Source organism: Rasiella sp. SM2506 (genome assembly GCF_050859505.1).
Classification (GTDB): Bacteria; Bacteroidota; Bacteroidia; order Flavobacteriales; family Flavobacteriaceae; genus Marinirhabdus.
In genome coordinates this window covers 1,892,844-1,918,373 of the sequence record NZ_CP193934.1, presented here as the reverse complement: position 1 = coordinate 1,918,373, position 25,530 = coordinate 1,892,844, and the positions used below count along the sequence as shown (strand labels likewise).

The window sequence follows — 25,530 nt, the reverse complement described above, 5'->3', positions numbered from 1 at the left end:
AATGTGCCATAAATTTAAAAATCTTATAACCAGATACTTACATGGTTTTATAACTATAAAAGTGTTCGGTTTTGATACACAGGGTGTGCGATGGCGATACAGTTTTAAAAGGTTGCAAAATTCTTTATTCCGGTTTTGCAGAAACGTGTAGTAAATTTGTACTATTGTAGAGATGAAACTTAAAAATGCAACTATATTAATCATAGACGACGATGAAGATGTACTCATTGCCTTACGCCTATTGTTGAAATCGAAAGTGAATGAAGTTGTCACCAATAAAAATCCGAATGCTATAATAGGGTTGCTCGATAAACAAGTTTTCGATATTGTTATTCTCGATATGAACTTCAACGGACTTGTAAATACAGGGAACGAAGGTATTTTTTGGCTCAACAAAATAAAAGTTCACAGTCCTAAAATGGACGTAATATTAATTACTGCCTATGCAGATATTAATCTTGCCATACGGTCATTAAAGGAGGGCGCATCTGATTTTATTGTGAAGCCTTGGAAAAATGATAAACTGGTCGATACGCTATCTGAATTACTTCAAAAAAGAGGTAGAACTAGCAGTGTTCCATCTTCAGAAAAAGTTTCATTAACCGATGGGATAATTATAGGCGAGAGTACTTCCATGCAAGATGTCTTTGTAAAACTTAAAAAAGTTGCTCCAACAGATGCCAATATTCTACTATTGGGAGAAAATGGAACAGGTAAGGATCTTATAGCAAGGGCAATGCACGAGCACTCACTTCGTAAAGACAAACCTTTTGTAAAAGTAGATGTGGGTGCATTAACAGATTCGCTTTTTGAAAGTGAACTTTTCGGCTATAAGAAAGGAGCATTTACCGATGCCCGAGAAGACCGCCAAGGACGTTTTGAAACAGCAAATGGGGGAACTCTGTTTCTAGATGAAATAGGAAACATTTCATTGGCACAACAAGCCAGATTGCTTACTGTACTTCAGAACAGAAGAGTAACACCACTTGGTTCTAACCAATCGATACCTATAGACATTCGTTTAATATGTGCTACTAATATCAACATCACTCAACTGGCAGATGAATCTCGTTTTCGAAAAGATTTAATGTACCGTATCAACACGGTAGACTTTACAGTACCACCACTACGCTATCGTGAAACAGATATTACCTTACTTGCGCACCATTTCGTAGCGTTCTATTGTGAGAAATACGGAAAAGAAAAACGTTCCCTTACCCCAGATTTTTTACAGAAGTTAAAAAGCCATAGCTTCCCTGGTAACGTACGAGAACTTCAATATACTTTGGAACGTGCTGTTATTATGGCAGATGGTGATGCACTTTTAGCAAGCGATTTAACCTTCTCTACTATGGAACAAAAAAACACTTCAAAATCCGTAAAATCAACTAATCTAGAAGAGGTTGAGAAACTCACAATCCTCAACGTAATTGAAAAGAACAACGGCAATATTTCTAAAAGTGCAAAGGAACTAGGTCTTACCCGAACTGCACTCTACCGAAGACTGAATAAGTATGACCTATAGAAGCTACACAATTGCATTGCTCCTTCGAGTACTACTCTTGCTGGCAGCACTAGTTGCTCTGGCGTATGGTATTGTGATTAAACATACCTATGCTCTGTTTCTTGGCGGATTTTCGTCTGTTGTGGTATTTATAAATTTATATCGTTTCGTTATAAAGAGATTTATTGCGATGGACGACTTTTTTGAATCGGTGAAATATCGGGACTTTTCAAGATGGTTTAGTGAAAAGCACGGTTCGCAAGATATACGCCAATTGCACAAAGGTTTTAATCTGGTTCATAAAACAATAAAATCTATAAATAATGAGCGGCAGGCGCAGTTTGTGTATCTCCAGAAAATTCTCGAAATGGTAGATGTGGGTATTGTTGCATATAATGTTGAAACTGGAGAAGTGCTTTGGACGAATGATAGTTTCTTAAAAATTTTAGACTTCCCCTCTTTTAAGAATGTTGGATTTGTGGAGCAGAGACAACCTCTTATATATAAAGAACTCTTCGAGACATACCATCCAAATACAGCCTCTACAACACTTAAAACGAAGCAGGAATCGCTCAAGGTACTTATCTCCGATACGGTTTTTGAGGTAGATGAAGAATCTTTCAAACTCGTGGTGGTTCAAAATATAGACGACACACTCAATCAGAACGAGAGTGAAGCCTGGAAAAAATTATTGAGTGTAATGACACATGAAATAATGAACAGCATAGCCCCTATTTCTTCACTTGCTGAAACACTCCAAAGCCATATAAAAAATGTGCAAGAATCTCCCAATGATACCTTTTTAGAGCTTGACGACCTCTACTCAGGAATTTCAAGCATACAGAAACGTAGTGAAGGGTTGATGAAGTTTGCTAAAACGTATCGCAGTTTAAATAAAGTGACTAGCGTACATCGTACAAAAATTACTGCCGCAGCATTATTTCAAAATATAGAAAACTTGATGCGTCCAACCATTGCAGAAAAAAATATTAAACTCAATTTTGGGTATGAGAAGGAAACTCTTGAACTTGAAATTGACACTTATCTCATTGAACAAGTGCTAATTAACCTTCTTCTCAATGCACTAGATGCCACTTCAGAAACTAATACTCCAGAAATTTCAGTTTTTGCTAAGATGAACCTAAAAGGAAACGTACAAGTAACCATTACCGATAATGGAAAAGGAATTCCAGAAGAAGTTCTAGATAGTATTTTTATTCCATTTTTCACGACCAAAGCAACAGGCAGTGGTATAGGCTTAAGTCTCTGCAAACAAATTATGATGCTACATCAAGGGAAAATAAGCGTAAAAAGCGAAATCAATACAGGCACTGAATTTTCATTAATCTTTTGAATCGGCACCCTTATTATCTAATTCTCATTTCAGTTCCAATCAACCTTAATTCTACATTTTACAGGTATCTATAGAAGATTTAAATTAAACTCTCTTTATAAATAATTTTACGGTTCGTCTTCCAATATATTTAATGAGGGTATCTCTATCCAAAACCTTACAACAAATGAAAGCCCGGATTAAAAATAACAATTACGAAAAAGTAGATTTTATATAGCCCGAAAGGAATTGAAGTTAAGTTAAAAAAAACAGGATTGTGAAAGCAATTCGGTTTCCTAGGTTACTACTAGCTATCCCGAGTAATTCATTCTTAAACCGAAGTTCAGAAACTTTTACGTTCAACACATTAGTATCCTTATATACATGATAGTAAATTACCTTAGACATTGTGGTTCTAATACGTTTTAAAGAATGCAATTTTGGCAATGTTGCTGGATACGTAATAGAGTGCTGTGATACTCTAACAAACTGAAAGTTTAAAATAGACTTTAGCAACTGGAGGTTTCATTATTCTTTTGTTTTCTCCGAAGCTTTTCTAATATGCTCACTATTCAAATGTTTATCATATTCTACAATCCCTCTTTTAAAATCTTCATTTAAGACTTTTTCCTGCTGCTCTAATTCTTTTCGCGCTAAAAAAATATAACTCTCGTTTCCTCGTTTAGGCTCCTTTGCCAAACGTCTTAATATCTCTTCATCATATTTAATAAAATTTTCAACTTGTGTAGTTAAGGTATGTTTTCTGAAGCCCATTTTGCTTAACACATCTTTTGCCAGGGTTAACGATGTTTCCAGCGATTCGCGATATATATTCTCCATCCCTAAATTCAATAGATCGTAAGCTTCATATCTGTTTTTTGCACGAATCAGAAGTTCTACATGTGGATATTTATCCTTGACCATTTTAGTAATTTGTTTTGTGGCATTAATGTTATCAACAGCACAAATAAGGATTTTGGCTTGCGCGATACCGGCAGATTCTAATAGATCTAATCGTGTGGCATCTCCATAATACACTTCAAATCCCATTTTACGTAGAAAATCGACTCGATTAGAATCTTGATCTAAAATAGTTGCCTCTACCCCATGTGATCTTAAAAAACGTCCAACAGTACTCCCAAAATGTCCAAAACCAACCAGGATTATTTTTTGTGATTTAGCAATATGATCCATAGGTCGTTGTACAGATTCCTTGGTGCCGATTCTAGGAAGGATCAATCGTTCATTAAGAATGCTTATAATGGGTGTGAGAGACATAGTAAGTGCTGTTATTACCAGCATCATATCCATTTGTTCCTGATCTAAAATATTCAAACCAAAGGCAAATGATAACAATACAAATGCAAATTCTCCAATTTGTGCCAAACCAAACGTTAGCAATAATTTTTGATCTAATTTCAATTTAAAAACATGACCTGTAACAAATAATACAATCGCCTTTAATGCGACTATAGCCAGTAATATTCCACCAATTGTCAAGGGGCTTTTCGCAATAACAATAAAATTGATGGAGGCACCTACGGCCATAAAAAACAAACCTAATAGTAAGTTCTTGAAAGGTTCCAAGGTGCTTTCAAGTTCGTGTTTAAATTCACTATTTGATAGTACTACTCCCCCTAAAAATGCACCCAAAGCTGGGCTTAAACCTACATATTCCATTACAAAAGAAATAGCAAACACAATTAAAAAAGCTGCTGCGATCAATAACTCTCGCACACCAGTTTTAGCTACTTTACGCAACATTGGTACAATTAGGTATTTACCGGCAACAATGATTAAAACTACAGATAAAATAATGGCCAATGTCTGAAAACCCATTGGCAAATTGTCTAATAAATTGACATGTTCTTTAGGATGATCTGCGGAAGAAACAACTTCTGAATTAGCCAACAACGGCAATGCACCAAGCATCACAATAACAATAAGATCTTGAAATAATAAAATTGAAAATGATGACGTTCCAAAAGTAGTATCCATTAGTCCTTTTTCCTTAATGGTCTGCATCGCAATGGCAGTAGACGATAATGCGACAGCCATAGAAATAACGAGCGCTACTTTCCAATCAAAACCTAACCATATAAATAATAGGTAAGAGAGCAAGAGTGTGCCCGCTACTTGTAAGCCGCCCATTCCAAGAATGGTTTTCCGCATGTTCCAGAAATTTTTAGGTTCAATTTCTAAACCAATTAAGAATAACATCACTACGACACCAAATTCTGCAAAATGAAGAATATCCTCCCCTTCTGTCCCTATAAAACCTAAAACATAAGGGCCAATTAAAACACCTGCTAACAAATAACCAATAACAGAACTTAAACCCAGACGTTTGGCAATAGATACGCAAATAATCGCTCCTGCTAAAAATACGATGGCTTCAAAAAGTATACTTCCAGTCATATTTTAATCAATGTCTAGTTCTACGATATTTTAAAAAAATCTTGGGGCTAACTTTAAGTTACTCTTGTTCAAACAAATTAATCAAATTTTCCATTAAAAGAAATCAAAAGAAATTTTTATTCCTTCTATAATCATACCCGTACCTATAATGGCTATGATCAAACCCATTATCTTCCCAATAACTGAAATCACATTATTACCCAGTTTCCGTACTATTAAATCACTCATCCGAAACGTCAGAAAGGTTAAAATACACATTAAGCCGAAAATTAGAACTACTAAGGCAGTTTTAATAGTACTTACGTTCGAAGAGAAATTCATGGCAGTTACAATAGTTCCCGGCCCTGCAATAATGGGTATCGCCAATGGTGAAACGGCAATATTTTCGTCTATATCAACCTCTTTAATGTGTTTGACATTAGATTTTTTGGACTGTAACATTTCAAACCCAACATAGAACACTAAAATACCTCCAGTGATTTTAAAGGCAGGAATGCTTATTTGAAACATTTCAAAAATAAACTGACCCAAAAGCACAAAAACACTCACAATAATAAAAGCAATTATTGATGCTCTTTTATTGATGCTATGTTTTGTCTTTTTATTGGCACCGTCGGTCAAAGAAACAAAGACCGTCATATTTGAAATCGGGTTTGTTATGGCGAAAAACCCGGTAAATACTGTTAGCGCAAAGCTTAGTGTGCTATCCATTTATTATTTTACTTTGTTAGACTATTTAAAGAAACAAACTTTTTTTGACTTTTGTATAACAGATTCTTAATACATCGTGTTAAGATTCTTGGAACTACCTGGTATTTGTTGAATAGCATCCCAATGTTCTACTATTTTGCCGTTAGCATCAAACCTGAAAAAATCCATCGTGATATATTGGTCGTTCCCTGGCCACGTTTGATGGGTGTGTAAGGCAACCAAATCTCCTTCGGCAATACTGCGAACAAAGTTAATCGACTTTTTGGGATACTCATCCTGCATACGTTCAAAATAAGCTATAAATCCTTCTGTACCATCAGCAACACCTGGATTATGCTGCATATATTCTGCCCCTACATATTTATCAATGGCGGTTTTGGGATTCCCCTCGTAGGCCATTTTGTAAAAGGCTATCGCATTTTTTTTGTTGTCTTGCGTGTTCATTGCTGCTCTTTTAACAGGGTTTAAAATGCTACTTTTCTACTTCAAACAAAATAAATTGATTTAGTTGAGGGCCATATTGGCTAAAGTTATTATCCGCTACCACTACTAAAGAGCGATTCCCATTATTAAAATCTGGACCAAAAGTTAGCCCTTCCATATTATCTACAATACCGTTAGTAAGCTCTTTTCTTATGTTCTCAAAATTAAACAAAAGCTTTTTTGTTACTTTGGTATAACTAGCTCCTTTTAAACTTTTAATACTGCTCACATCAGTTGCTTTACTAGCATCTATATCATATATTTTAACCGTATTACCTCCATCATCGTAGCCCATAGAATACGAACGTTCTAAAACAAAAAATCTATTTGTATCGTATTCTATTAAATCTACAATACCGTTAAGTTCAAAAGTAGTTCCGTTAATTGCTGGACGTGCCACTTTATCTAACTCATAAACAATTTCCTTTTCAAAACGCCCTGTTTCTTTATTTACAAAAGCAATTCTTACGGGAGAATTTGCAACATTTAGAGTAGTTTCAACTCCATCTTCTTTTAAAGGTAACTCCATTGCTACCCAATATCCTTGTTTGTCCAGACTTAGCGCTAAGCCTTCAAAAACACCATTATGACGAGGTCCTAAACTTGGATCAGTGTTAGGTAAATAGCGATTTGTTAGCGTCATTTCATTCACAAATCTTCCGTTTGTATCTGCAATACGCACAAAAGGTTTTAATCCATCATTTATATTCCCTTCACTAGTCCAGACTATCGTCTCGTTATCGTATCTAATAGCCTCAGGATCCACAATGCCGTTAGGCAATAGATTACCATCTGCATCTTTAAATTTTATAACCGAATTTATCTCAATTGATTTAAACCCTTCTATATTATAAGATACAGAAGCTTTATAGAATCTCGGGGAGTTACTATCATCACTAATAGCATACCAATTACCATTTGCATAATCAATACCTGATAAGCCTCCTATGCTAGTTTCTCCAAATGTTAAATCGTCTGGTAAAACATATTCATCAACAAAACGTAATTTAGTAGTAGACTCCGTTGCTTTAACGTTATTTTTAGTCGCACAAGAAAGCACAGACATTATTATTGTACATACAAATAGCGTTTTCTTTACTTTAGTCATTTTATTAGTTTTTAAAGCCAAAATAAGTGCCGGTAAAAGTACTCTTAATTCAATAATGAAAATATCATAAATTTTAAACGAGTGCAGTAGTCCAAGAAATCAATTTTGAAATCTTAGCTTCATCATAAGCATCTTGATGCGCTGGTGAAAAATAGCCTTTTTCTTCCCCTTTGTCATTATCAAAATATTTTCCTGAATCATTTTTATACGCTTCTGAAAGTGCCAGATCATACAAGATATTCACGCCTTTCTCTGCTGGTGACCAATGTTCTCCGTAGGCTTCTTTTACCATTTTAGTATTTAATAACGACCCTGGATTTACGGCTATAACGGAAATAGCAGGTACTTGTTTCGCCAAATGAAAACTCCACATTGTTAAAGCTAATTTACTTTGCGCATAGGTATTATTTTCCGAATCTTGCTTTGCTCCTGTTAAAACAGCTTCCGAAACCGGGGATTGGGCTGCTGAACTCAAATTGATAATTCGGGGTGCTTCAGATTTTTTTAGAATCGGAAGAATAGCATTCGTAAGTACATAAGGTGCCAGGTAATTAACCACCATTCGAATATCCAGTCCGTTTTTATTCTGACTAACCTTACTTTTGAAAATACCCGCATTATTGATTAATACATCAATTTTAGGTACTTCAGTAGTAATCTGTTCTGCCATTCTTGAAACCGCTTCTAAATCTGAAAAATCTGCAACAAAACCTTTAATGTTATTATTGTTTGAAGCTTCTTTTATTTCAGAAATAACGCTCTGTAATTTGGTATCATTTCTCCCGTGCACATAAATAGTATGTCCTTCTTTGGCTAATTTTAAAGCTGTAAGTTTCCCTATTCCGTCTGTACTTCCTGTAATTAATATTGTTTTTTTCATGATGTAATTTAGTCTATTTTGTTTGGATGATTTTTGAATTAAAATCCTTCTAATACGATCTTACCTTTTGCTTTGCCTGTTTCTAAAAAAGCGTGGGCTTTACGCATGTTTTCTGCGTTTATGGTTCCGAAATTTTCGCCTAGAGTAGTTTTAATGGTTCCGTTGTCTATAAGTGTAGACACTTCATTTAAAAGGGTATGTTGCTCTTGCATATCTTCTGTTTGAAACATAGATCTGGTAAACATAAACTCTATATGCGTAGACACCGCTTTATGTTTAAAAGGCATAACATTTACCGATTTTGGATCGTCTATAAAACCAAATTTCCCTTGTGGTTTTATTAATTTAACAATCTCGTCTAAGTGCTGCTCGGTACCATTTAAACTTACTACGTAATCTGGTGCAGGAAGTTGATATTTCTCAAACTCATCACTTAATTTATGTCTATGGTTAATAACCTTATCTGCCCCCAATTCTTTCAGCCAAGAGGTGGTTTCTTCTCTGGAAGCAGTGCCAATAATGTTTAGCTTTGTTAGCTTTTTAGCCAATTGAACCAAAATTGAACCTACACCACCAGCAGCACCAATCACTAAAATAGATTTAGTAGCATCTTCTTTAGCCACTTGTAGTCTGTCAAACAATAGTTCCCAGGCGGTAATTGCTGTCAATGGTAGCGCAGCAGCTTCAGCAAATGATATACTTGATGGTTTTTTACCTACAATTCGTTCATCTACTATTTGGTATTGAGCATAACTGCCTTGACGCGTAAAATCGCCAGCATACCAAACTTCATCTCCTACTTTAAATAAGCTAACATCTTCGCCAACTTCTTTTACAATTCCTACAGCATCCCAACCAATAACTTTCCAGCCATCACCTTCAACGGGCATTCCAGCGCGAACTTTATAATCTGCTGGGTTTACTGAAATTGCTTTTATCTCAACTAATATGTCTCTACCTTTTGCTTTTGGGGTATCTAATGTTATGTCTTGTAACGATTCAATATTTTCTATTGGAAGGTTTTTTTTGTATCCTATTGCTTTCATACTATTATTTGTTTTAATTATACTACAAAGATATACGGTGTTCATAAAGCAAACGATGTATCTAAATTGGGTATTTATGTACTTTTAAAGGTTTTACCTGTATTTTAATTGCTGAAACTTCATTATTTATCTAGTTTTGCATCATAAATAGTCAATTATGCAAGTATTAGAAGCCTATAAACCTTTTGAAATACAAGAAATAGAACTTTCAGAATGGAAACAACGTCCCGTTAAAAACAATTTTTTCGAATTGGTTTTGATCCTTGATGGGGAAGGCACTCAATGTATTAACTACAACGAATACCCTTATGGCAAAGGAAGTATCTTTTTGTTACCGCCATTAAAATGTCATTCCTTTACTATTGAAAAACCGTCAAAATTTGTATTCTTAAAATTTAATGATTCGTTTTTTAAAACCATCAATCGAAATACTATAGACAGAAATGAATGGTTCAAGGAAGCCGCTTATATCCTTTCAAACTACAACCAATTGCCTGGTGATATCATTAAAAAAGAAGCTGACAGACAACATATCGAAAGGCTAATAGATATGATTTTACAGGAATCCAGAGGATTTGGCGAAGAATCTATTTCACTTATCACAAGTTTAATGACAAGTGTTTTGGAAATTCTTATACGAAATGTAAAAAGAGGTAGTCATTACGAAGTTTTGCAAAACAACGCTGATGAAAGAATTACTAAAATGCTGACCTACATTAATGAAAACATCAATAAAACAGAACTTCTCAAGATCGAAAACCTGGCAGAGGTTTTTAGAATGTCGTCTACCTATGTGAGTGAATTTTTCAAAAAACAAGTCAATATGCCGCTCCGGGAGTATATTATTAAAGCGAAGCTGAAACTGGTAGAAATCCGATTACTAAATTCCGATTTCACGCTTACCGAAATTGCCGATGAATTAAGCTTTACCGATGTAAGTCATCTCTCAAAGACTTTTAAGCGTTATACTGGTACTTCAATTCGTGAGTTTAAAAGTAACGGTGAGTATATGTTATTAAAGCGAAGTGCTTGTGCAGTTTGATTTTTAGTAATTTCAGTATCAATAAAGTGCCTGACTTTTGCTTAATTATTTTTTACCGCTTTAATCATTTCAACTGGTAGTTTGTGTGGCCTTCCCGACGCCTCTTCATAATCTGAACGTATATCGTTCGCGCCTGATTGAATCCCTTCGTAAATACCAGCTATTACGGTTCCAATAAAATCGCCCAACGCTGCTTTTCTTTCTGTTGCATAGGCTTCAACTGAAACCGGATTATAAACAAGGCGGGTGTTATAAACTTGGTTAATATAATCTGCAAGCTGGGTCTGGGTAATAGGCTCGCCTACAAGATTGTAAATTTGTCCATTATGTTTTTCTTCTAATAGCATTTTGGCGTACGCAACTCCCAATTCTGCTCTGCTGGTGTAGGTGCATTTTCCATCACCCGCACAATTTCTAATTTCACCTTCTTTTATATACGTAGCTATATACTCTAAATCTGGTTCAATGTAAATCCCGTTTCTTCCAATGCACCAATCGAGACCTGAATTTTGGATATCTTTTTCTGTTTGGCGATTAGATTGCACAACAGGACTAAATGCGTTTTTCTCTGCGTCCCCAACAATACTGGTATAGACTATTTTTTTTACGCCATTGCTTTTTGCTGCTTCAATAACATTTCTGTGTTGCTGAATTCTTTTTTGAGGTTCCGCCATACCCGAAACCAAAAGAACAGTATCAATTCCTTGTAACGCTTTGTCAAAGTCCTGACGATTGTCGTAATCTGCTTTTCTGATTTCAATGCCCAGATGTTTTGCATTTTCAGGTGTGCGCGCTATGCCTATGACGTTGTCTTTCCCGATTTGCTCTATCAACTCTTTTACGATCGCTGACCCCAACTGTCCACTTGCCGATGTTACTGCTATTTTCATAATTTTAGTCCTTTGTGTATGTTTAGTTACCCTCTTTAATTTGATTGATAAGCTCAATTAAATGAGGAATGACAAGCTCGGTATTCTTATAAGAAATCTCGTGTCCTTTTTCTGAAATAGAAATCACTTCTATCTGCTGAAATTTTTCTTTGCTATAGTTTATGTTTTCATAAGGAACGATATCGTCGATGTCTCCATGAATATGTAAAACGGGAACAGTAAGGTGCTGCCAATCTTCTTCCATCAATGCAAGTTCCTTTGCGTGCGCTGATTTTTCATCCCCCGCAACACGGTAGGCTGTTGGAACTAACCATCGTGTTACTTTCCATTGGGTAAGTCGTGATGCCCAAATATCCTTCTCATTATTTGGATCGATTGCAGGTGAAATCATCACCACCGCTTTAACGTTAGCGTTTAAAAAACCAACTCTTGCCGCTATAGGACCACCGTAGGAGGAACCAATTGCAATTACATTTTCTAATTTCTTATCGTTGATGATAGCATTCATGAGTTGAGCCTGAGCATCAATAGATGTTATTGCAGTGCCAAAATTTGAATAGCCATAACCCGGTCTGTCTATGGCATACATGTTTGTAGTTGCTACAAGCGTAGAATCCATCATGTATCCTTCCCAAGTGGAAAGGGAACTCGGTGCTCCGTGAATGAATACGAGATTCACATTTTTACCTTCAGATTGAATTTCTTGAATTCGAATATTTAAATCCAGGCTATCTACTTTAAAATAGGATATTTCACTTTCGATTTCTACGTCTTTAAATTTCTGTTGAATACCCTGGTCAGACTTTCGCCATTGTAGCACCGTACAGGAAGTACTGCACAAACAAAAAAGCAGTAGGGTAAATAGAAAATAATAGTATTTCATAATGGTATTCAATTCTATAGTTAGATAGGTTTTTCCTTATACGCTAGCTATTCTTCAAAATCACTTATTTGGTTGTTATCAAAGAATTTCAGAACGTTACAATTGAGGACTGTAAGTAAATATCCATTATCATTAGGCTTGCATGCTCTAATCACAGGTAGTAGCTAAATTGGTTAAAACTTGTAACGCTCTTTTTGAATCTTTTTTATCGACAAAAATATGGTCGTGATAATATGCTGCAACAACATTACAACTAATATCATTTTCGGATAATGCATTTGAAAACGCGGCTGTTAAACCAACTGCTTCTAAAGCAGAATGCACTGTAAGTGTAATCCAGGACGCAATAAAAGAATAGTTTAAATTTAGTTTGTCTGCGACTTCCTTTTCCAAAATAATGGTCACGCTTTCTTCTTCTTTAAACGTCATTATGACTTGGCTCAAATTAAGTTGCTCCAAATTTTCTGTTGTACAAAATACAAATTCGCCTACATTGTGTTTAGGTTTCATTGATTTTAAAAGTACCTCTAAATTTTTTTCTCCTTTCATCTATTCAACACTTTTAATTAGTCTTTGTAACCCATGTAAGGTAGCCTTACCAACACTATGAGCAGGTTGTGGGTTTTGCCAGTGATTAACCTTTGGTCTTTAATTACCTGGGAAGTAAAGGGCGCTGACTTTTCGAAAATAGCGCCACGATCTGTTAACGTATCTTCTCGTAACTACAAATTATATTTTTTTTTATTCTTTCGTTTCTGTTTTTACGGTTAACATATCTCACTATTTTTTTAAATAAGGTTTTAGATTATTCCTATTTCTGAAAAGGTAAAAACAATTTTACTACCGATAATAGAGAATAACGCTATAGTACAAAAGTCCTAAACATTTGGGAGAAACTCTTTAACAAATGATAAAAACGAAATTTATTTTATCGGTTTCCGTAAATTCATCTTAATAAGGATGAATTGGTTTCGATTTAAAATAGGGCAATCTGTTTTCAGCAAAACGAAACACCACTAATTCTGGTCCTGGTTCTTCAAAAATCTGACTCCTGCGAGTAGCTCCACGATCACTCAACAAAGATTTTTTCATAAAATTAAACCCACAAAAAAACCCGTCTCTTTCGAGACAGGTTTTGTTATTGTTTAACTGGTGATTAAACCAACTGAACGCGTACGGCTGTGATACCTTTACGGCCCATTTCTTCTTCGTATTGCACGGTGTCATCTTCTCTAATCTCATCGATTAGGTTTGTTGTGTGCACAAATACATCGTCTCCACCATCTGCTGGCTTAATAAATCCGAATCCTTTTGAGTTGTTAAAGAATTTTACTGTTCCTTCTTTCATTTTGGTACTCTTTTAAAATTAATTGTTACTTAAATTTCTATTTCATAATTGAAACAAAAACCGCAATATACTTTGCTGAAATACTCAGGCAAAAATCATACATCACTAACTGTACAAAGCAAATATCATAGAATATGATTATTACTTTTATAGCTTCGGAAAAAAAAGAAAGGAATGGATTAATTACTCTAGAAGGGTACTAATAATACAAGCGAACTCACTTTTTAACATTGCAAATATACGTTGAATAAATGACCTACTACTCTATTTGGCTTATTATTGGGAAAATAGCGAACATGAAAAAAACCACTCTAATGAGAGTGGTTGTATTGTACTTTGTTTATTAAAAAACTCTATTAAGCGCTTACAGGCATTGCGCTGTTTTCTTCAACTCTACTGTAATGAAACAACATTGTTTTGTAAAAACGGGTTTGCATGTCACCTTTTTCTAAGCATCCTTTGAGTGTCTCTTCTAAGTTACTATAGGAAATTTTTGTTGCTACAGCCTCATTAATATCATAGAGGTTATAATCTTTTGGTGTTCTTGGTTTTGAATTCCAGAGTAAGATAGTTTCTTTATCAAAATCTATGACAACATCTATTGCTCCAAAGTAAAACTTTATAAGCGACTTCTGAAAACCATAATAATCTTTGCTTAGATTCTCTGTAAACTGGCAACTTCTTTTAATAAGCTTTCTCATTTCTTCCTGGATAATCTGATCTTGATCTTTCATAGGGGTTATGAATTTGATTTATATAAATGTATAAACCACTATGTGAAGATTGCGTTAATTGAAGTTCCTTTAGCTTCAATTTAACTTCAATAAAATCAATGTGTTAAGGAATTTAAGAAGTTTTAGTTATTTGTTTCCAGTCCATCTTCTTCCCAAGCCGTGATACCCCCTTCTAAATCATATATCTTAGTGAAACCCATTTCAGCAAGTATTTTTGCTGCTCTTGCACTTCTACCTCCAGATTTACAATACACATACACCGGTTCGTCTTTATGTAAGTTTTTTACTTTTTCCTGAAAATCATCTTCAGTCACACAAATATTTTGAGCATCTTTTAAATGGGATACTCCATATTCTTCTGCGGTTCTTACGTCTACTACTTGCAATGAAGAATTGCTTTTATTATACACTGCATCATACACTTCTTGCGGACTCACAGTTTGAACTTCTTTACTGGGTTGAGAACAAGACGTTGCTATACCTATTGCAATTAAAAAGAGAAATAAGAATTTTTTCATTATAAATTGGTTTTATCACCGGTCCATTCGCTAAATCCTCCTAATAAGTTATATGTATTTTCAAAACCCATTGACTCTAAAATCATACATGCCTGGGCGCTTCTTCCGCCAGAACGACAATATACATAATAGTTTTTAGCTTTATCCAACTCTTGAGCACCCGCCATAAAAGATGGTGCATTCTGAATATCTAAGTGCTGTGCGTTGGGGATAATACCTTCGTCAACCTCGTGTGGGGTACGTACATCGAGAATAACTCCAGTGGCATCTTCAATAATTTTCTTGTGCCACTGCTCTTGTGTTAGGTCTTGCATAATAAATTAAATTTCAACAAATGTAAAAAATCCGCCACAGATATGTACTGTAGCGGATTGTTTTGTTAAAAATATTATAAACTAAGCCTTCTTCTGCTTTACAGAACAGCCAATAGCCTTGGTTTCTGTTACCGAAACTTGTTTGCCAGATAACAGCTCATCGATAGCTTTAGCCAAAAATTGATCTTTAACGGCATCTCCGTCACGTACATTATCATCTATAGCTCCTATATACTTAACCACATTGCCTTTGTCTTCCTTTTTCAACAAATATACATGTGGTGTCTTGGTTGCGCCGTAACTTGCATACACCGAGTTTGAAGTATCATACAGATATGGAAATGTAAATCCTTTATCCTTTGCCTTTGCTTGCATCAACTCAAATGTGTCGTCTGGCTGTAATTCTGGATCGTTAGGATTAATGGCAATTACTGGATACCCTTTTTCTTTGTATTTTTTATCCAACGCAATAATTCTATCCTCACTCGCTACAGCAAATGGGCAGGTATTACATGTAAAGATTACAACAAAACCTTTGGCATCTTTATAATCGCTAAGCGATACCATTTTGCCAGTTACATCTTTCAGTTTAAAGTCTGTAGCTACATCGCCTATGCCGTATCCCTTCGTAGCAATATCTTCTTCTGTGCCTATCATGGCTACTTCCTTACCAGGAGCTGTTTCAACTATGGTAGCTATTTCTTTCTCTTTGGTTTCCTGGCAGGCTACAAAAAGGGCTGTAACTGCAACAAAGGTTGCGAATTTTAAAAAAATTGTTTTCATAATATTAATTATAAAATTGTTTTTAATTCAGTTTCTAATTCGGTGTAAGTAAAAGATGTTTCAAAAAACTTTTGTTTATCCCCCTTTACAAATAGGGTTGCTGGAATAGCACCACTCCACATATCGCTCACTTTAGGGATCCAAGTGTTTGCATCCGGATCGTCTAGCAGTATAATCTCACTTTTCAAATTGTGTTTTTTTATAAAAGGGATTACCTGCTTTTCTACCTGCTTCGGAAAATCTAAACTCACCAAAACTACTTTCACATGTTTGTCTTTGTAGTTCTTATTCAATTCTTCAAAGTAGGGTAATTCTTTTATACAAGGTTTGCACCACGTAGCCCAAAAATTAATCACATAGGTTGTTTCTGAAGACGGTTGCTGAAGGTATCTCGCTTCAAATTCAGTAAAATTCATGAGTTCTAATTCGTCATAAGTAGCATTTTCGGTTCCTTCAGTGGTATGGGTTGTAGCCTTTGTGATGGTTTTCACAACAGCATCGGCTTTTAATAGATCCTTTTCGGTATTGTTTCCGCAGGATACTAACAAAATTGCTAATAGTACGCTCAGTAATAGTTTCATACGATAAAAATATGCATAAGATCGATTGCCAATTTTGATAACACGTTAAATAAATGATAAAATAAATCTTGAATCAAAATTTACACTACATTTGTATGTACAAATATTGTAACAACAACTATGAAAATTGAAGAAGCTATAAAAGCTACTGGTAAGATGGAAATAACCGCCAAAACGGTTATAAACATTACTTTTACAAGTCGCGTACTGGAAGAATCTTTCCAGGGTATTTTAAAAGAGTACGACTTATCTTCACAACAATTTAATGTCCTTCGCATCCTTAGAGGCCAACGCGGAAAGCCAGCAAATCTTTCTACATTACAGGAACGAATGATAGATAAGAATAGTAATACGACACGTTTGGTCGATAAACTTTTAAAAAAAGGATGGGTACTCCGCCAGGTATGCGCAAAAAACCGAAGAAAAATTGAAATTTTTATTACTGAAGATGGCCTCCAGCTATTAAGCACGCTGGATCCTATAGTAGTAGAAAATAACAAGAAAAATGTAAGTAACCTTACCCATACAGAATTAGAAATATTAAACAATTTATTAGATAAACTAAGATCATAAACTCAAAAACAAAAAATCATGAAAACAATTAAATCTTTATTAATAATTGCTGTCGTTGTAGCAGCTTCAGCATTTACAAATCCTATAAATATGAAAAAGAAAATAAATATTAAAGAAAGCCAGATTGAATGGAAAGGAAAGAAAATCCTTGGTTCTCACACGGGTACCATTCAATTAAAAGACGGCTTCCTGGAAATGGACGGCGACAACTTAGTGGGCGGAATGTTCACAGTAGATATGACCACTATTAACGTAACAGACCTTGAAGGAGAAAACAAAGGAAAATTGGAAGGACACCTCAAAAGTGGCGATTTCTTTGGAGTAGAAAATCATCCTACTTCCGTGCTAGTAATTAACAGTGCTACCAAAGACGGTAACACTTATGCCGTAAAAGCCAATATTACTATTAAAGGACATACAGAGGCCGTAGCTTTTGATCTTGAAATGGGAGAAAGCGCTGCACAAGCCAGTTTCAAAATTGACCGTACAAAATTCGACATCCGTTACGGATCTGGAAGTTTTGCAGACAATTTGGGTGATAACGCCATTAGTGATAACTTCACTCTAGACGTTTTGCTGAAATTTTAAGATTTTGTTGCTTGTAGTTTAAAATTACATTTCTATATTTGAAACTGAATTATGAAAAACACAAATACACATTCTTGGTGGTGGAATCCCTTACGTAAAACGTCGTGAGCTATCCCAAGTATGTACTATCATATAAAGGCTTATCTTCACGATAAGCCTTTTTTTATTTATTAAAATAACGCTGGAAATACCTGGTTAAGCGCCATCGAAACCTAATGAACAGCTAGAGTTTTTAAAATCAGGAGTTCAAACTTTTATGAAATATACCTTAACAACCCATTCCAAAAAATTATTAGCAGATACGCTTACACCCGTTTCTGTTTACTTACGTCTGCGCGATAAATTCCCTAATAGCTTGTTATTAGAAAGTAGTGATTATCATGCCAACGATAATAGTTTTAGCTACATCTGTTGTAATCCAATCGCTTCTTTTAAAGTTGAAAATGAAGTAATAACCCAAACCTTTCCCGATGGCACAACAACTTCTGCGCACATCCCCCCTTCGGGGGGAACGAGGGGGGAAAACGTTGTGAAATCACTAGAAGCATTTTCAAATTCCTTCGATTCTAAATCTGACAAAACGTACAAATTCATCAATAATGGGATCTTTGGTTTTACAGCCTATGATGCCGTTCGTTATTTTGAAAATATTGAAGTGGACAAATCAAAGGCATCGCTTAACATTCCAGATATGTATTACGCGGTGTACCAAAACATCATCGCCATTAACCACTTTAATAACGAAGCCTATATTTTTTCACATAACTATGAATCTGAAAGTAATATTTCAGAAATAGAACAACTCTTAAAGTCTAAAGATTTTGCCGAGTATCCTTTCAAAAGAAACGGCGAACCCACCACCAACCTTGAAGATGAAGATTTCAAAATCTTAGTAGAAAAATGCAAACAACATTGCGCTCGTGGCGATGTATTCCAAATTGTACCCAGCAAACGCTTTACGCAAGGTTTTACGGGAGACGAATTTAATGTATATCGTGCCTTACGCAGTATAAATCCATCACCTTATTTGTTTTATTTTGACTACGGAAATTTTAAAATTTTCGGAAGTTCGCCAGAAGCTCAGCTAGTAGTTAAAGATGGAATTGCTGAAATCCATCCTATAGCGGGCACCTTTAAGAGAACTGGAAATGACGAACAAGACGCCATCCTGGCAAAACAATTATCTGAAGACGACAAAGAAAATAGCGAACACGTAATGCTGGTAGATTTGGCCAGAAACGATTTGAGCCGCCATGGGAGTGGCGTAAAAGTGGAAACGTACAGAGAGGTTCAGTTTTTTAGTCACGTAATTCATTTAGTGAGCAAAGTGACGGCAAAAATACACCAAGGTACGAGCACCATGCAAGTAGTCGCAGATACTTTTCCGGCAGGAACCTTAAGTGGCGCACCCAAGCACAAGGCGATGCAATTGTTGGAAAAATACGAAAACACCAATCGTGAATTTTACGGAGGAGCCATTGGTTTTATGGATTTTAAAGGCAATTATAACCACGCCATTATCATACGGTCTTTTGTGAGTAAAAATCATTCGCTCAATTATCAGGCAGGCGCGGGAATTGTTTCTGGAAGCAATCCAGAAAGTGAATTACAAGAAGTATACAACAAACTAGGAGCCCTAACAAAAGCGCTAGAATTAGCCGAAGAAATAGCCCCTTAAAAGGGGAATTAAATTCTAATGAGACCGAATGGTTAATAAAAAATCCCGCATATGTAGCGGAGTCAAAATATGAAAATACTAGTAATAGATAACTACGACAGCTTTGTTTACAATCTCGTCCACTATTTAGAGGAACTAGATTGTGATGTAACTGTGATACGTAACGATCAATTTCATCTGGATGAACTAGCTGCATACGATAAAATTATGCTTTCACCCGGGCCGGGAATTCCAGACGAAGCTGGTTTATTAAAAGATGTTATCAAAAAGTACGCAGGTATAAAACCAATTTTTGGTGTTTGCCTAGGACAACAAGCTATTGGGGAAGTTTTTGGTGGTTCCCTTACTAATTTAAGTAAAGTCTTTCACGGCGTAGCTACGAAGGCCGAAATTTTAGTGAATGACGAACCGTTATTCAAGGATTTAGGAAACGAAATAGAAATTGGCCGCTACCACTCCTGGGTTGTTTCCAAAGAAAATTTCCCCGATAGTTTGGAAATCACCTCCATAGACGAAAACGGACAAATCATGTCCCTTCGCCATAGAGAGTTAGACATAAGAGGGGTACAATTTCATCCCGAAAGTGTCTTAACTCCAAAAGGGAAGCAAATAATTAAAAACTGGGTAGAGTCCCCACCTAGCCTCCCCAGAGGGGAGGAACTTTAAACTCTCCCTCCGGGAGAGTCGAACTTTTCAAGGTCGCAGACCGTAGATAAAGTTCGGTGAGGGACTAAACGCATAAACATATAAACTTTAAACATTGAAACAAGTACTCAACAGATTAATAAACCACGAGCAACTCACCAAAGAGGAGGCGCGCGATGTGTTGGTAAACATAAGCGAAGGCAAGTATAACAACAGCCAGATAGCAGCATTCCTAACCGTGTATATGATGCGAAGTGTTTCAATTGAAGAATTGGAAGGCTTCCGTGATGCGCTATTGGATTTGTGCCTCAAGGTAGATGTGAGCGATTATAATACCATAGACTTATGTGGTACGGGTGGTGATGGAAAAAACACCTTCAACATTTCAACTTTGGCGAGTTTTGTAACGGCTGGCGCTGGAGTTAAAGTGACCAAACACGGTAATTATGGCGTTTCTTCTATTAGCGGAAGTAGTAATGTTATGGAGCAATTAGGAATTAAATTCAGTACCGATTCCAGTTTTTTACTCCGTTGCCTGGAAGAAGCTAATATCTGTATTTTACACGCGCCCCTCTTCCACCCTGCTATGAAAAATGTAGCACCCATGAGGCGGGAGTTAGGGGTAAAAACATTTTTCAACATGCTGGGCCCCATGGTAAATCCGGCATTTCCGAAAAATCAGTTAGTGGGTGTTTTCAATTTAGAATTAGCCAGAAAATATGGCTACCTCTATCAAAAAGGCACAAAAAATTACGCGATACTTCATGCTATGGATGGGTATGACGAAGTTGCTTTAACGGGTCCCGTAAAAATAATTTCAAATAGCACCGAAAGCATCTTAACTCCAGAAACGTTTGGCGTTCCACAAATTAAGCAATCCGATATTTATGGTGGTGAAACGGTGGAAGCTTCTGCAAAGATATTTACTGAAATTTTAGAAGGAAAAGGAACCCAAGCACATAACAACGTGGTGTGCGCCAATGCCGCTTTAGCCATTGCAACCGTTGAAAAATGTAGCATTGTAACTGGATTTGAAAAAGCGAAGGAAAGCCTGGCGTCCGGGAAAGCATTGGAAAGCTTGCGGGTGCTTCAACAACTCTCAGACTAAAGTACGAATAACGAGTGACGAGGTATGAGGTATGAGGTACAAGGTACAAGGTACAAGGTACAAGGTATAAGGTATAAGGTATAAGGTATAAGGTATAAATAACAAAAGTAAAAATCGTTTCCTAATTATCTTGAAATCGTTTTTTATTAATAACTAAATAAAGAACTCTCCCTCCGGGAGAGTCGAAACTTGCAATCCGCCGCGGCGGAGCAGCAAGTTTCGGTGAGGGACAAATTATGACTATTCTAGAAAAAATAACCACCTACAAGCAAAAGGAAGTTTCAGCAAAAAAAGAAGCCTTCCCAGTTTCGCTATTGGAGCAATCAAAATGGTTTGAAAAAGAGACCTACTCACTTGCTACTGCATTGAGAAATACACATACAGGCATTATTGCAGAACACAAACGCAGGTCGCCCAGCAAACCTAGTATCAATAATAACGTGCAAGTACAAGACGTTGCAAGAGGCTATGAAATGGCTGGTGTAAATGGAATGTCGGTCCTTACAGACACCAACTTTTTTGGTGGATCGCTAGACGATTTGGTATTGGCAAGAAAAGCTACTACGTTTCCGTTGCTACGAAAAGAATTTATCATAGATCCCTACCAAATCTACGAAGCCAAGGCCTACGGAGCCGATGCTATTTTGCTTATAGCTGCCTGTTTAACTGAAATCCAATTAAAAGAATTTTCAGCACTCGCAAAATCGTTGCAATTAGATGTCTTGTTGGAAGTCCACAACGAAGACGAACTACGTAAATCTTTACACGAAACCGTAGATATGCTAGGCGTAAACAACCGAAATCTAAAAACATTTGAAACCTCTCTGGAAATCAGTAAGCAACTGGCTCCCTTAATCCCCAACGAGTTTGTAAAAGTTTCAGAAAGCGGGATTAGTACGGTGGAAGCAATTTCAGAATTACAACAATACGGCTACCAAGGGTTTTTAATTGGTGAAAATTTTATGAAAACCGAAAACCCCGGGGAAGCTGCCAAACAATTTATTAAAAAGCTATTCAATGAATAGTTTAGTGTATACATACGCTCCCGCTCCTTCGGGGAGGGTTGGGGTGGGGATTAAAGTCTGCGGAATGAACTCCAATACTGCCGAGGTCGCTGCCCTGCAACCCGATTATCTTGGCTTTATATTTTATGAAAGCAGCAAGCGCAATTATACTGGCAAAATTCCTACGCTATTAAAAAGCATCAAAAAAGTGGGGGTTTTTGTAGACGCTCCCTTAGATTTTGTAATTGAAAAAGTTACAAATTTTAAATTGGATGTCATTCAGCTACACGGCAATGAAAGTCCTGAATATTGCATGGAAATAAAACAACAGTTAAAAGCCCTCCCTTCTGGGGAGGGTTTGGGAGGGGACTTGCACATCTGGAAAGTGTTTCCTATAAAAAATACTTTCAATTTTGAAACACTAAAACCCTACGAAGATGTAGTAGACGCCTTCCTCTTCGACACCAAAGGAAAAGAAAAAGGAGGCAACGGATACACTTTTAATTGGGATGTTTTAAAAGAGTACCCCTCTCAAAAACCATTCGTTTTAAGCGGTGGGATTGGTTTGGAGGAAATTTCAGCTGTAAAAGAAATCCTAGAAACCAACCTTCCCATTATGGCGATAGATGTAAACAGCAAATTTGAAGTAAAACCAGGATTAAAAAAAATAAAAACTTTACAGGATTTTATAAATTCTATTAAAAACTCCTGATAACTCTCCCTTCGGGAGAGTCGAAATTTTCAAGTCCACGGGACACAGAAAATTTCGGAGAGGGACTAAATATTTAACTATGTACAACGTAAACGAAAAAGGATATTATGGCGATTTTGGAGGTGCATACATTCCAGAAATGCTCTACCCTAATGTAGAAGAATTGCGTCAAAATTACATCAAAGTGATGCAGGAAGACGACTTTATTAATGAGTTTAATTCGTTATTAAAAGAATACGTAGGACGCCCTACGCCGCTTTATTTTGCCAAACGCCTTTCTGCAAAATACAACACAAAAATATATCTTAAACGGGAAGATCTTTGCCATACGGGTGCGCATAAAGTGAACAACACCATTGGCCAGATCCTTATGGCGAAACGCCTTGGTAAAACCCGAATCATTGCCGAAACCGGCGCAGGACAACACGGTGTTGCCACCGCAACCGTTTGCGCATTGATGGGATTGGAATGTATTGTGTACATGGGTTCCGTAGATATTGAGCGCCAGGCCCCCAACGTAGCACGCATGAAAATGCTGGGAGCCACCGTTGTCCCAGCTACCAGCGGAAGCAAAACGCTTAAAGATGCCACCAATGAAGCTATTAGAGATTGGATTAACAACCCTACGGACACCCACTATATTATTGGCAGCGTAGTAGGCCCTCACCCCTATCCGGATATGGTGGCGCGATTTCAAAGCGTGATATCTCAGGAAATTAAAATTCAATTACAGGAAAAAGAAAACAGAGAGGCGCCAGATTATGTGGTGGCATGTGTGGGCGGTGGCAGTAATGCCGCGGGTGCTTACTATCATTATTTGGATACTCCAGCTGTGGGAATTATTGCCGTGGAAGCTGCCGGAAAAGGGGTGCACAGTGGGGAGAGTGCAGCAACATCGGCTTTGGGGAAAATTGGGATTATTCACGGGAGCAAAACCTTGTTGATGCAAACCCCAGACGGACAAATAACCGAACCCTATAGTATTTCGGCAGGTTTAGATTATCCAGGCGTTGGCCCAATGCACGCACATTTGTATGCGAGCGGTAGAGGCGAATTTATTTCGGTGACTGATGATGACGCTATGAAAGCAGGTCTGGAATTATGTAAACTGGAAGGCATCATTCCCGCCATTGAAACCAGCCATGCCTTAGCCATTTTTGAAACCCGAAAATTTAAACCCAATGATATTGTGGTGGTTAATTTAAGTGGTCGTGGGGATAAAGATTTGAATACTTACATTGACTATTTTAAACTATAATTTTTTCATTTCCGCGAAGGCGGAAATCTCAAGCACTGAGTATGTCTGATGAAATTACAGAAGAGTTATTTTACATTTATATTCTTTCAAATGAAAAGAATACAATTTTATACGTTGGATTTACTAAAAATCTGAAACGACGTGTGCTACAACACAAAAGTAAAAGTTCGAAAGGTTTTACATCTCAATACAAATGCACAAAACTCGTTTATTTTGAAAGTACCATCTATGTATTAAATGCTATAAAAAGAGAAAAACAAATTAAAAAATGGAATAGAGAATGGAAAGAAAATTTAATTAATGATATGAATCCAGATTGGAATGATTTGTATTGGATGATTTCATAACTAATTAAAATAATTCACTCTGTTGACACCTATAGATTTCCGCCTTCGCGGAAATGACAAAACTCAATATATGACTAGAATACATACTAAATTACAAGAAGACAAAAAGCTATTATCCATATACTTCACAGCAGGATATCCAAATCTGGAAGACACAGTTCCTATTCTGGAAGCATTAGAAGCCAACGGAGTTGATATGGTAGAAATTGGTTTGCCTTTTAGCGACCCGCTGGCAGATGGTCCAACTATTCAGGCCAGCTCCACCCAAGCATTAAAAAACGGAATGACCACTCAAAAGCTTTTTGAGCAATTAGAGGGCATTCGTGAAAAAATTTCTATTCCATTAATTTTAATGGGATACTTCAATCCTGTCTTACAATATGGTGTTGAAGCATTTTGCAAAAAATGTCAGGAAATAGGTATCGACGGTTTAATCCTTCCCGATCTGCCATTAGCGGAATACCAAGAACACTACCAGGCTACTTTTGAAAAATATGGCTTGGCAAATGTATTTCTTATCACACCGCAAACTTCCGAAGAACGCATTAGAGAGCTGGACAACGCCAGCAACGGATTTATATATATGGTAAGCAGTGCCTCCGTCACAGGTTCAAAAGAAGGCTTTGGAGATGCTCAAACCACCTATTTCAATCGTATTGCTGCCATGAATTTAAAGAACCCGCAGATAGTCGGTTTTGGTATTAGTAATGCAGAGACATTTAAAACCGCCACACAACATTCAAAAGGAGCTATTATTGGGAGTGCCTTTATTAAAATGATTACAGAAAAAGGTATTTCGGGTATACCTTATTTCATTGAAGGCATACGATAGTTTAACCCTAGTTTAGCAACCCTTTAGGTAAAATTTGCATTTTGTAATTGTATTTTTAATGAAACAAAAAAATAAAAGTTATGGAACGTAAATTTGAAAGAAAGACAGAACAGAAAACGCCTACCAATCCAGAACCAAAAACAAAACTGGATACTAACACTTTTGATATAGATAAGAAAACTATCAAAGAGCAACAAAATAAGAAATAG

At 36.4% G+C, this 25,530-nt stretch carries 30 protein-coding genes; 14 read left to right on the top strand and 16 right to left on the bottom strand.

Annotated elements, in window-relative coordinates; genetic code table 11:
- The first annotated feature begins 172 nt into the window (after positions 1-172).
- Both ACQ2HF_RS08690 and ACQ2HF_RS08685 read left to right on the top strand, forming a co-directional pair.
- Positions 173-1,525 (top strand): sigma-54-dependent transcriptional regulator, encoded by a 1,353-nt coding sequence (locus tag ACQ2HF_RS08690; protein ID WP_432410040.1) that lies wholly within the window; start codon positions 173-175, stop codon positions 1,523-1,525.
- Positions 1,515-2,858: a sensor histidine kinase gene (locus tag ACQ2HF_RS08685; protein ID WP_432410039.1), complete on the top strand. Its 1,344-nt coding sequence runs from the start codon at positions 1,515-1,517 to the stop codon at positions 2,856-2,858. The genes ACQ2HF_RS08690 and ACQ2HF_RS08685 overlap by 11 nt, the downstream gene beginning before the upstream one ends.
- A 507-nt stretch (positions 2,859-3,365) precedes the next feature.
- On the opposite strand, the gene ACQ2HF_RS08680 is transcribed toward ACQ2HF_RS08685, so the two are convergent.
- The 6 genes from ACQ2HF_RS08680 to ACQ2HF_RS08655 form a co-directional block, all read right to left on the bottom strand.
- Complete coding sequence (locus ACQ2HF_RS08680; RefSeq protein WP_432410038.1) at positions 3,366-5,255, bottom strand: monovalent cation:proton antiporter-2 (CPA2) family protein; 1,890 nt, start codon at positions 5,253-5,255, stop codon at positions 3,366-3,368.
- Between the two features lie 93 nt (positions 5,256-5,348).
- Complete coding sequence (locus ACQ2HF_RS08675; protein ID WP_432410037.1) at positions 5,349-5,966, bottom strand: MarC family protein; 618 nt, start codon at positions 5,964-5,966, stop codon at positions 5,349-5,351.
- A 66-nt stretch (positions 5,967-6,032) separates the two neighbouring features.
- Positions 6,033-6,410, bottom strand: coding sequence for a nuclear transport factor 2 family protein (locus tag ACQ2HF_RS08670; protein WP_432410036.1), 378 nt, complete (start codon positions 6,408-6,410; stop codon positions 6,033-6,035).
- 28 nt (positions 6,411-6,438) lie between these two features.
- A complete protein-coding gene (locus ACQ2HF_RS08665) occupies positions 6,439-7,557 on the bottom strand; it encodes an esterase-like activity of phytase family protein (RefSeq protein ID WP_432410035.1) in 1,119 nt (372 codons plus the stop codon).
- Positions 7,558-7,630: 73 nt separating this feature from the next.
- On the bottom strand, positions 7,631-8,437 hold the full coding sequence (locus ACQ2HF_RS08660; RefSeq protein WP_432410034.1) for an SDR family NAD(P)-dependent oxidoreductase: 807 nt from the start codon (positions 8,435-8,437) through the stop codon (positions 7,631-7,633).
- Positions 8,438-8,475: 38 nt separating this feature from the next.
- Positions 8,476-9,483, bottom strand: a complete 1,008-nt coding sequence (locus ACQ2HF_RS08655; protein WP_432410033.1) for a zinc-binding alcohol dehydrogenase family protein — start codon at positions 9,481-9,483, stop codon at positions 8,476-8,478.
- A 157-nt stretch (positions 9,484-9,640) separates the two neighbouring features.
- Between ACQ2HF_RS08655 and ACQ2HF_RS08650 the strand changes: the two genes are divergently transcribed.
- The gene (locus ACQ2HF_RS08650; protein ID WP_432410032.1) at positions 9,641-10,525 is read left to right on the top strand and encodes an AraC family transcriptional regulator; all 885 of its coding nucleotides are present in this window, start codon (positions 9,641-9,643) and stop codon (positions 10,523-10,525) included.
- A gap of 41 nt (positions 10,526-10,566) precedes the next feature.
- Here ACQ2HF_RS08650 and ACQ2HF_RS08645 read toward each other — a convergent pair whose 3' ends face one another.
- The 10 genes from ACQ2HF_RS08645 to ACQ2HF_RS08600 form a co-directional block, all read right to left on the bottom strand.
- Entirely contained in the window at positions 10,567-11,415 is an 849-nt protein-coding gene (locus ACQ2HF_RS08645; protein ID WP_432410031.1) for an SDR family oxidoreductase, read from the bottom strand.
- 22 nt (positions 11,416-11,437) lie between these two features.
- Entirely contained in the window at positions 11,438-12,298 is an 861-nt protein-coding gene (locus ACQ2HF_RS08640; protein WP_432410030.1) for an alpha/beta fold hydrolase, read from the bottom strand.
- 147 nt (positions 12,299-12,445) lie between these two features.
- Positions 12,446-12,847, bottom strand: a complete 402-nt coding sequence (locus ACQ2HF_RS08635) for an ACT domain-containing protein (protein ID WP_432410029.1) — start codon at positions 12,845-12,847, stop codon at positions 12,446-12,448.
- Positions 12,848-13,249: 402 nt separating this feature from the next.
- Positions 13,250-13,390, bottom strand: a complete 141-nt coding sequence (locus tag ACQ2HF_RS08630; protein WP_432410028.1) for a hypothetical protein — start codon at positions 13,388-13,390, stop codon at positions 13,250-13,252.
- Between the two features lie 64 nt (positions 13,391-13,454).
- Positions 13,455-13,646 (bottom strand): cold-shock protein, encoded by a 192-nt coding sequence (locus tag ACQ2HF_RS08625; RefSeq protein WP_432410027.1) that lies wholly within the window; start codon positions 13,644-13,646, stop codon positions 13,455-13,457.
- 356 nt (positions 13,647-14,002) lie between these two features.
- Positions 14,003-14,380: a hypothetical protein gene (locus ACQ2HF_RS08620; RefSeq protein WP_432410026.1), complete on the bottom strand. Its 378-nt coding sequence runs from the start codon at positions 14,378-14,380 to the stop codon at positions 14,003-14,005.
- Between the two features lie 122 nt (positions 14,381-14,502).
- Positions 14,503-14,898 (bottom strand): rhodanese-like domain-containing protein, encoded by a 396-nt coding sequence (locus ACQ2HF_RS08615; protein ID WP_432410025.1) that lies wholly within the window; start codon positions 14,896-14,898, stop codon positions 14,503-14,505.
- Positions 14,898-15,212, bottom strand: coding sequence for a rhodanese-like domain-containing protein (locus ACQ2HF_RS08610; RefSeq protein ID WP_432410024.1), 315 nt, complete (start codon positions 15,210-15,212; stop codon positions 14,898-14,900). Before ACQ2HF_RS08610 ends, ACQ2HF_RS08615 begins: the two co-directional genes overlap by 1 nt.
- 81 nt (positions 15,213-15,293) lie before the next feature.
- Positions 15,294-15,869 (bottom strand): thioredoxin family protein, encoded by a 576-nt coding sequence (locus ACQ2HF_RS08605; RefSeq protein ID WP_432413072.1) that lies wholly within the window; start codon positions 15,867-15,869, stop codon positions 15,294-15,296.
- A gap of 134 nt (positions 15,870-16,003) precedes the next feature.
- The gene (locus ACQ2HF_RS08600; RefSeq protein ID WP_432410023.1) at positions 16,004-16,576 is read right to left on the bottom strand and encodes a TlpA disulfide reductase family protein; all 573 of its coding nucleotides are present in this window, start codon (positions 16,574-16,576) and stop codon (positions 16,004-16,006) included.
- Between the two features lie 120 nt (positions 16,577-16,696).
- On the opposite strand from ACQ2HF_RS08600, the gene ACQ2HF_RS08595 reads away from it, so the two are divergent.
- The 11 genes from ACQ2HF_RS08595 (at position 16,697) to ACQ2HF_RS08545 (ending at position 25,530) form a co-directional block, all read left to right on the top strand.
- On the top strand, positions 16,697-17,149 hold the full coding sequence (locus ACQ2HF_RS08595; RefSeq protein WP_432410022.1) for a MarR family winged helix-turn-helix transcriptional regulator: 453 nt from the start codon (positions 16,697-16,699) through the stop codon (positions 17,147-17,149).
- A gap of 18 nt (positions 17,150-17,167) precedes the next feature.
- Complete coding sequence (locus ACQ2HF_RS08590; protein WP_432410021.1) at positions 17,168-17,737, top strand: YceI family protein; 570 nt, start codon at positions 17,168-17,170, stop codon at positions 17,735-17,737.
- A 256-nt stretch (positions 17,738-17,993) separates the two neighbouring features.
- Entirely contained in the window at positions 17,994-19,415 is a 1,422-nt protein-coding gene (locus ACQ2HF_RS08585) for an anthranilate synthase component I family protein (protein ID WP_432410020.1), read from the top strand.
- A 69-nt stretch (positions 19,416-19,484) separates the two neighbouring features.
- Positions 19,485-20,081 carry an anthranilate synthase component II gene (locus ACQ2HF_RS08580; RefSeq protein WP_432410019.1) on the top strand — a complete coding sequence of 199 codons (597 nt, stop codon included), beginning with the start codon at positions 19,485-19,487 and terminating at the stop codon, positions 20,079-20,081.
- A gap of 94 nt (positions 20,082-20,175) precedes the next feature.
- On the top strand, positions 20,176-21,168 hold the full coding sequence (gene trpD / locus ACQ2HF_RS08575) for an anthranilate phosphoribosyltransferase (protein WP_432410018.1): 993 nt from the start codon (positions 20,176-20,178) through the stop codon (positions 21,166-21,168).
- A gap of 236 nt (positions 21,169-21,404) precedes the next feature.
- Positions 21,405-22,193, top strand: coding sequence for an indole-3-glycerol phosphate synthase TrpC (trpC, locus tag ACQ2HF_RS08570; RefSeq protein ID WP_432410017.1), 789 nt, complete (start codon positions 21,405-21,407; stop codon positions 22,191-22,193).
- Complete coding sequence (locus ACQ2HF_RS08565; protein WP_432410016.1) at positions 22,186-22,884, top strand: phosphoribosylanthranilate isomerase; 699 nt, start codon at positions 22,186-22,188, stop codon at positions 22,882-22,884. Before trpC ends, ACQ2HF_RS08565 begins: the two co-directional genes overlap by 8 nt.
- A 79-nt stretch (positions 22,885-22,963) precedes the next feature.
- Positions 22,964-24,142: a tryptophan synthase subunit beta gene (gene trpB / locus ACQ2HF_RS08560; RefSeq protein WP_432410015.1), complete on the top strand. Its 1,179-nt coding sequence runs from the start codon at positions 22,964-22,966 to the stop codon at positions 24,140-24,142.
- A 41-nt stretch (positions 24,143-24,183) separates the two neighbouring features.
- Entirely contained in the window at positions 24,184-24,489 is a 306-nt protein-coding gene (locus tag ACQ2HF_RS08555) for a GIY-YIG nuclease family protein (protein ID WP_432410014.1), read from the top strand.
- Between the two features lie 70 nt (positions 24,490-24,559).
- Entirely contained in the window at positions 24,560-25,321 is a 762-nt protein-coding gene (gene trpA / locus ACQ2HF_RS08550; protein WP_432410013.1) for a tryptophan synthase subunit alpha, read from the top strand.
- 80 nt (positions 25,322-25,401) lie between these two features.
- Entirely contained in the window at positions 25,402-25,530 is a 129-nt protein-coding gene (locus ACQ2HF_RS08545) for a hypothetical protein (RefSeq protein ID WP_432410012.1), read from the top strand.

Bases quoted from the DNA above. Each gene is read 5' to 3' on its own strand.
- ACQ2HF_RS08690 (WP_432410040.1), top strand. From the start codon at position 173: ATGAAACTTAAAAATGCAACTATATTAATCATAGACGACGATGAAGAT.
- ACQ2HF_RS08685 (WP_432410039.1), top strand. From the start codon at position 1,515: ATGACCTATAGAAGCTACACAATTGCATTGCTCCTTCGAGTACTACTC.
- ACQ2HF_RS08680 (WP_432410038.1), bottom strand. From the start codon at position 5,255: ATGACTGGAAGTATACTTTTTGAAGCCATCGTATTTTTAGCAGGAGCG.
- ACQ2HF_RS08675 (WP_432410037.1), bottom strand. From the start codon at position 5,966: ATGGATAGCACACTAAGCTTTGCGCTAACAGTATTTACCGGGTTTTTC.
- ACQ2HF_RS08670 (WP_432410036.1), bottom strand. From the start codon at position 6,410: ATGAACACGCAAGACAACAAAAAAAATGCGATAGCCTTTTACAAAATG.
- ACQ2HF_RS08665 (WP_432410035.1), bottom strand. From the start codon at position 7,557: ATGACTAAAGTAAAGAAAACGCTATTTGTATGTACAATAATAATGTCT.
- ACQ2HF_RS08660 (WP_432410034.1), bottom strand. From the start codon at position 8,437: ATGAAAAAAACAATATTAATTACAGGAAGTACAGACGGAATAGGGAAA.
- ACQ2HF_RS08655 (WP_432410033.1), bottom strand. From the start codon at position 9,483: ATGAAAGCAATAGGATACAAAAAAAACCTTCCAATAGAAAATATTGAA.
- ACQ2HF_RS08650 (WP_432410032.1), top strand. From the start codon at position 9,641: ATGCAAGTATTAGAAGCCTATAAACCTTTTGAAATACAAGAAATAGAA.
- ACQ2HF_RS08645 (WP_432410031.1), bottom strand. From the start codon at position 11,415: ATGAAAATAGCAGTAACATCGGCAAGTGGACAGTTGGGGTCAGCGATC.
- ACQ2HF_RS08640 (WP_432410030.1), bottom strand. From the start codon at position 12,298: ATGAAATACTATTATTTTCTATTTACCCTACTGCTTTTTTGTTTGTGC.
- ACQ2HF_RS08635 (WP_432410029.1), bottom strand. From the start codon at position 12,847: ATGAAAGGAGAAAAAAATTTAGAGGTACTTTTAAAATCAATGAAACCT.
- ACQ2HF_RS08630 (WP_432410028.1), bottom strand. From the start codon at position 13,390: ATGAAAAAATCTTTGTTGAGTGATCGTGGAGCTACTCGCAGGAGTCAG.
- ACQ2HF_RS08625 (WP_432410027.1), bottom strand. From the start codon at position 13,646: ATGAAAGAAGGAACAGTAAAATTCTTTAACAACTCAAAAGGATTCGGA.
- ACQ2HF_RS08620 (WP_432410026.1), bottom strand. From the start codon at position 14,380: ATGAAAGATCAAGATCAGATTATCCAGGAAGAAATGAGAAAGCTTATT.
- ACQ2HF_RS08615 (WP_432410025.1), bottom strand. From the start codon at position 14,898: ATGAAAAAATTCTTATTTCTCTTTTTAATTGCAATAGGTATAGCAACG.
- ACQ2HF_RS08610 (WP_432410024.1), bottom strand. From the start codon at position 15,212: ATGCAAGACCTAACACAAGAGCAGTGGCACAAGAAAATTATTGAAGAT.
- ACQ2HF_RS08605 (WP_432413072.1), bottom strand. From the start codon at position 15,869: ATGATAGGCACAGAAGAAGATATTGCTACGAAGGGATACGGCATAGGC.
- ACQ2HF_RS08600 (WP_432410023.1), bottom strand. From the start codon at position 16,576: ATGAAACTATTACTGAGCGTACTATTAGCAATTTTGTTAGTATCCTGC.
- ACQ2HF_RS08595 (WP_432410022.1), top strand. From the start codon at position 16,697: ATGAAAATTGAAGAAGCTATAAAAGCTACTGGTAAGATGGAAATAACC.
- ACQ2HF_RS08590 (WP_432410021.1), top strand. From the start codon at position 17,168: ATGAAAACAATTAAATCTTTATTAATAATTGCTGTCGTTGTAGCAGCT.
- ACQ2HF_RS08585 (WP_432410020.1), top strand. From the start codon at position 17,994: ATGAAATATACCTTAACAACCCATTCCAAAAAATTATTAGCAGATACG.
- ACQ2HF_RS08580 (WP_432410019.1), top strand. From the start codon at position 19,485: ATGAAAATACTAGTAATAGATAACTACGACAGCTTTGTTTACAATCTC.
- trpC (WP_432410017.1), top strand. From the start codon at position 21,405: ATGACTATTCTAGAAAAAATAACCACCTACAAGCAAAAGGAAGTTTCA.
- ACQ2HF_RS08565 (WP_432410016.1), top strand. From the start codon at position 22,186: ATGAATAGTTTAGTGTATACATACGCTCCCGCTCCTTCGGGGAGGGTT.
- trpB (WP_432410015.1), top strand. From the start codon at position 22,964: ATGTACAACGTAAACGAAAAAGGATATTATGGCGATTTTGGAGGTGCA.
- ACQ2HF_RS08555 (WP_432410014.1), top strand. From the start codon at position 24,184: ATGTCTGATGAAATTACAGAAGAGTTATTTTACATTTATATTCTTTCA.
- trpA (WP_432410013.1), top strand. From the start codon at position 24,560: ATGACTAGAATACATACTAAATTACAAGAAGACAAAAAGCTATTATCC.
- ACQ2HF_RS08545 (WP_432410012.1), top strand. From the start codon at position 25,402: ATGGAACGTAAATTTGAAAGAAAGACAGAACAGAAAACGCCTACCAAT.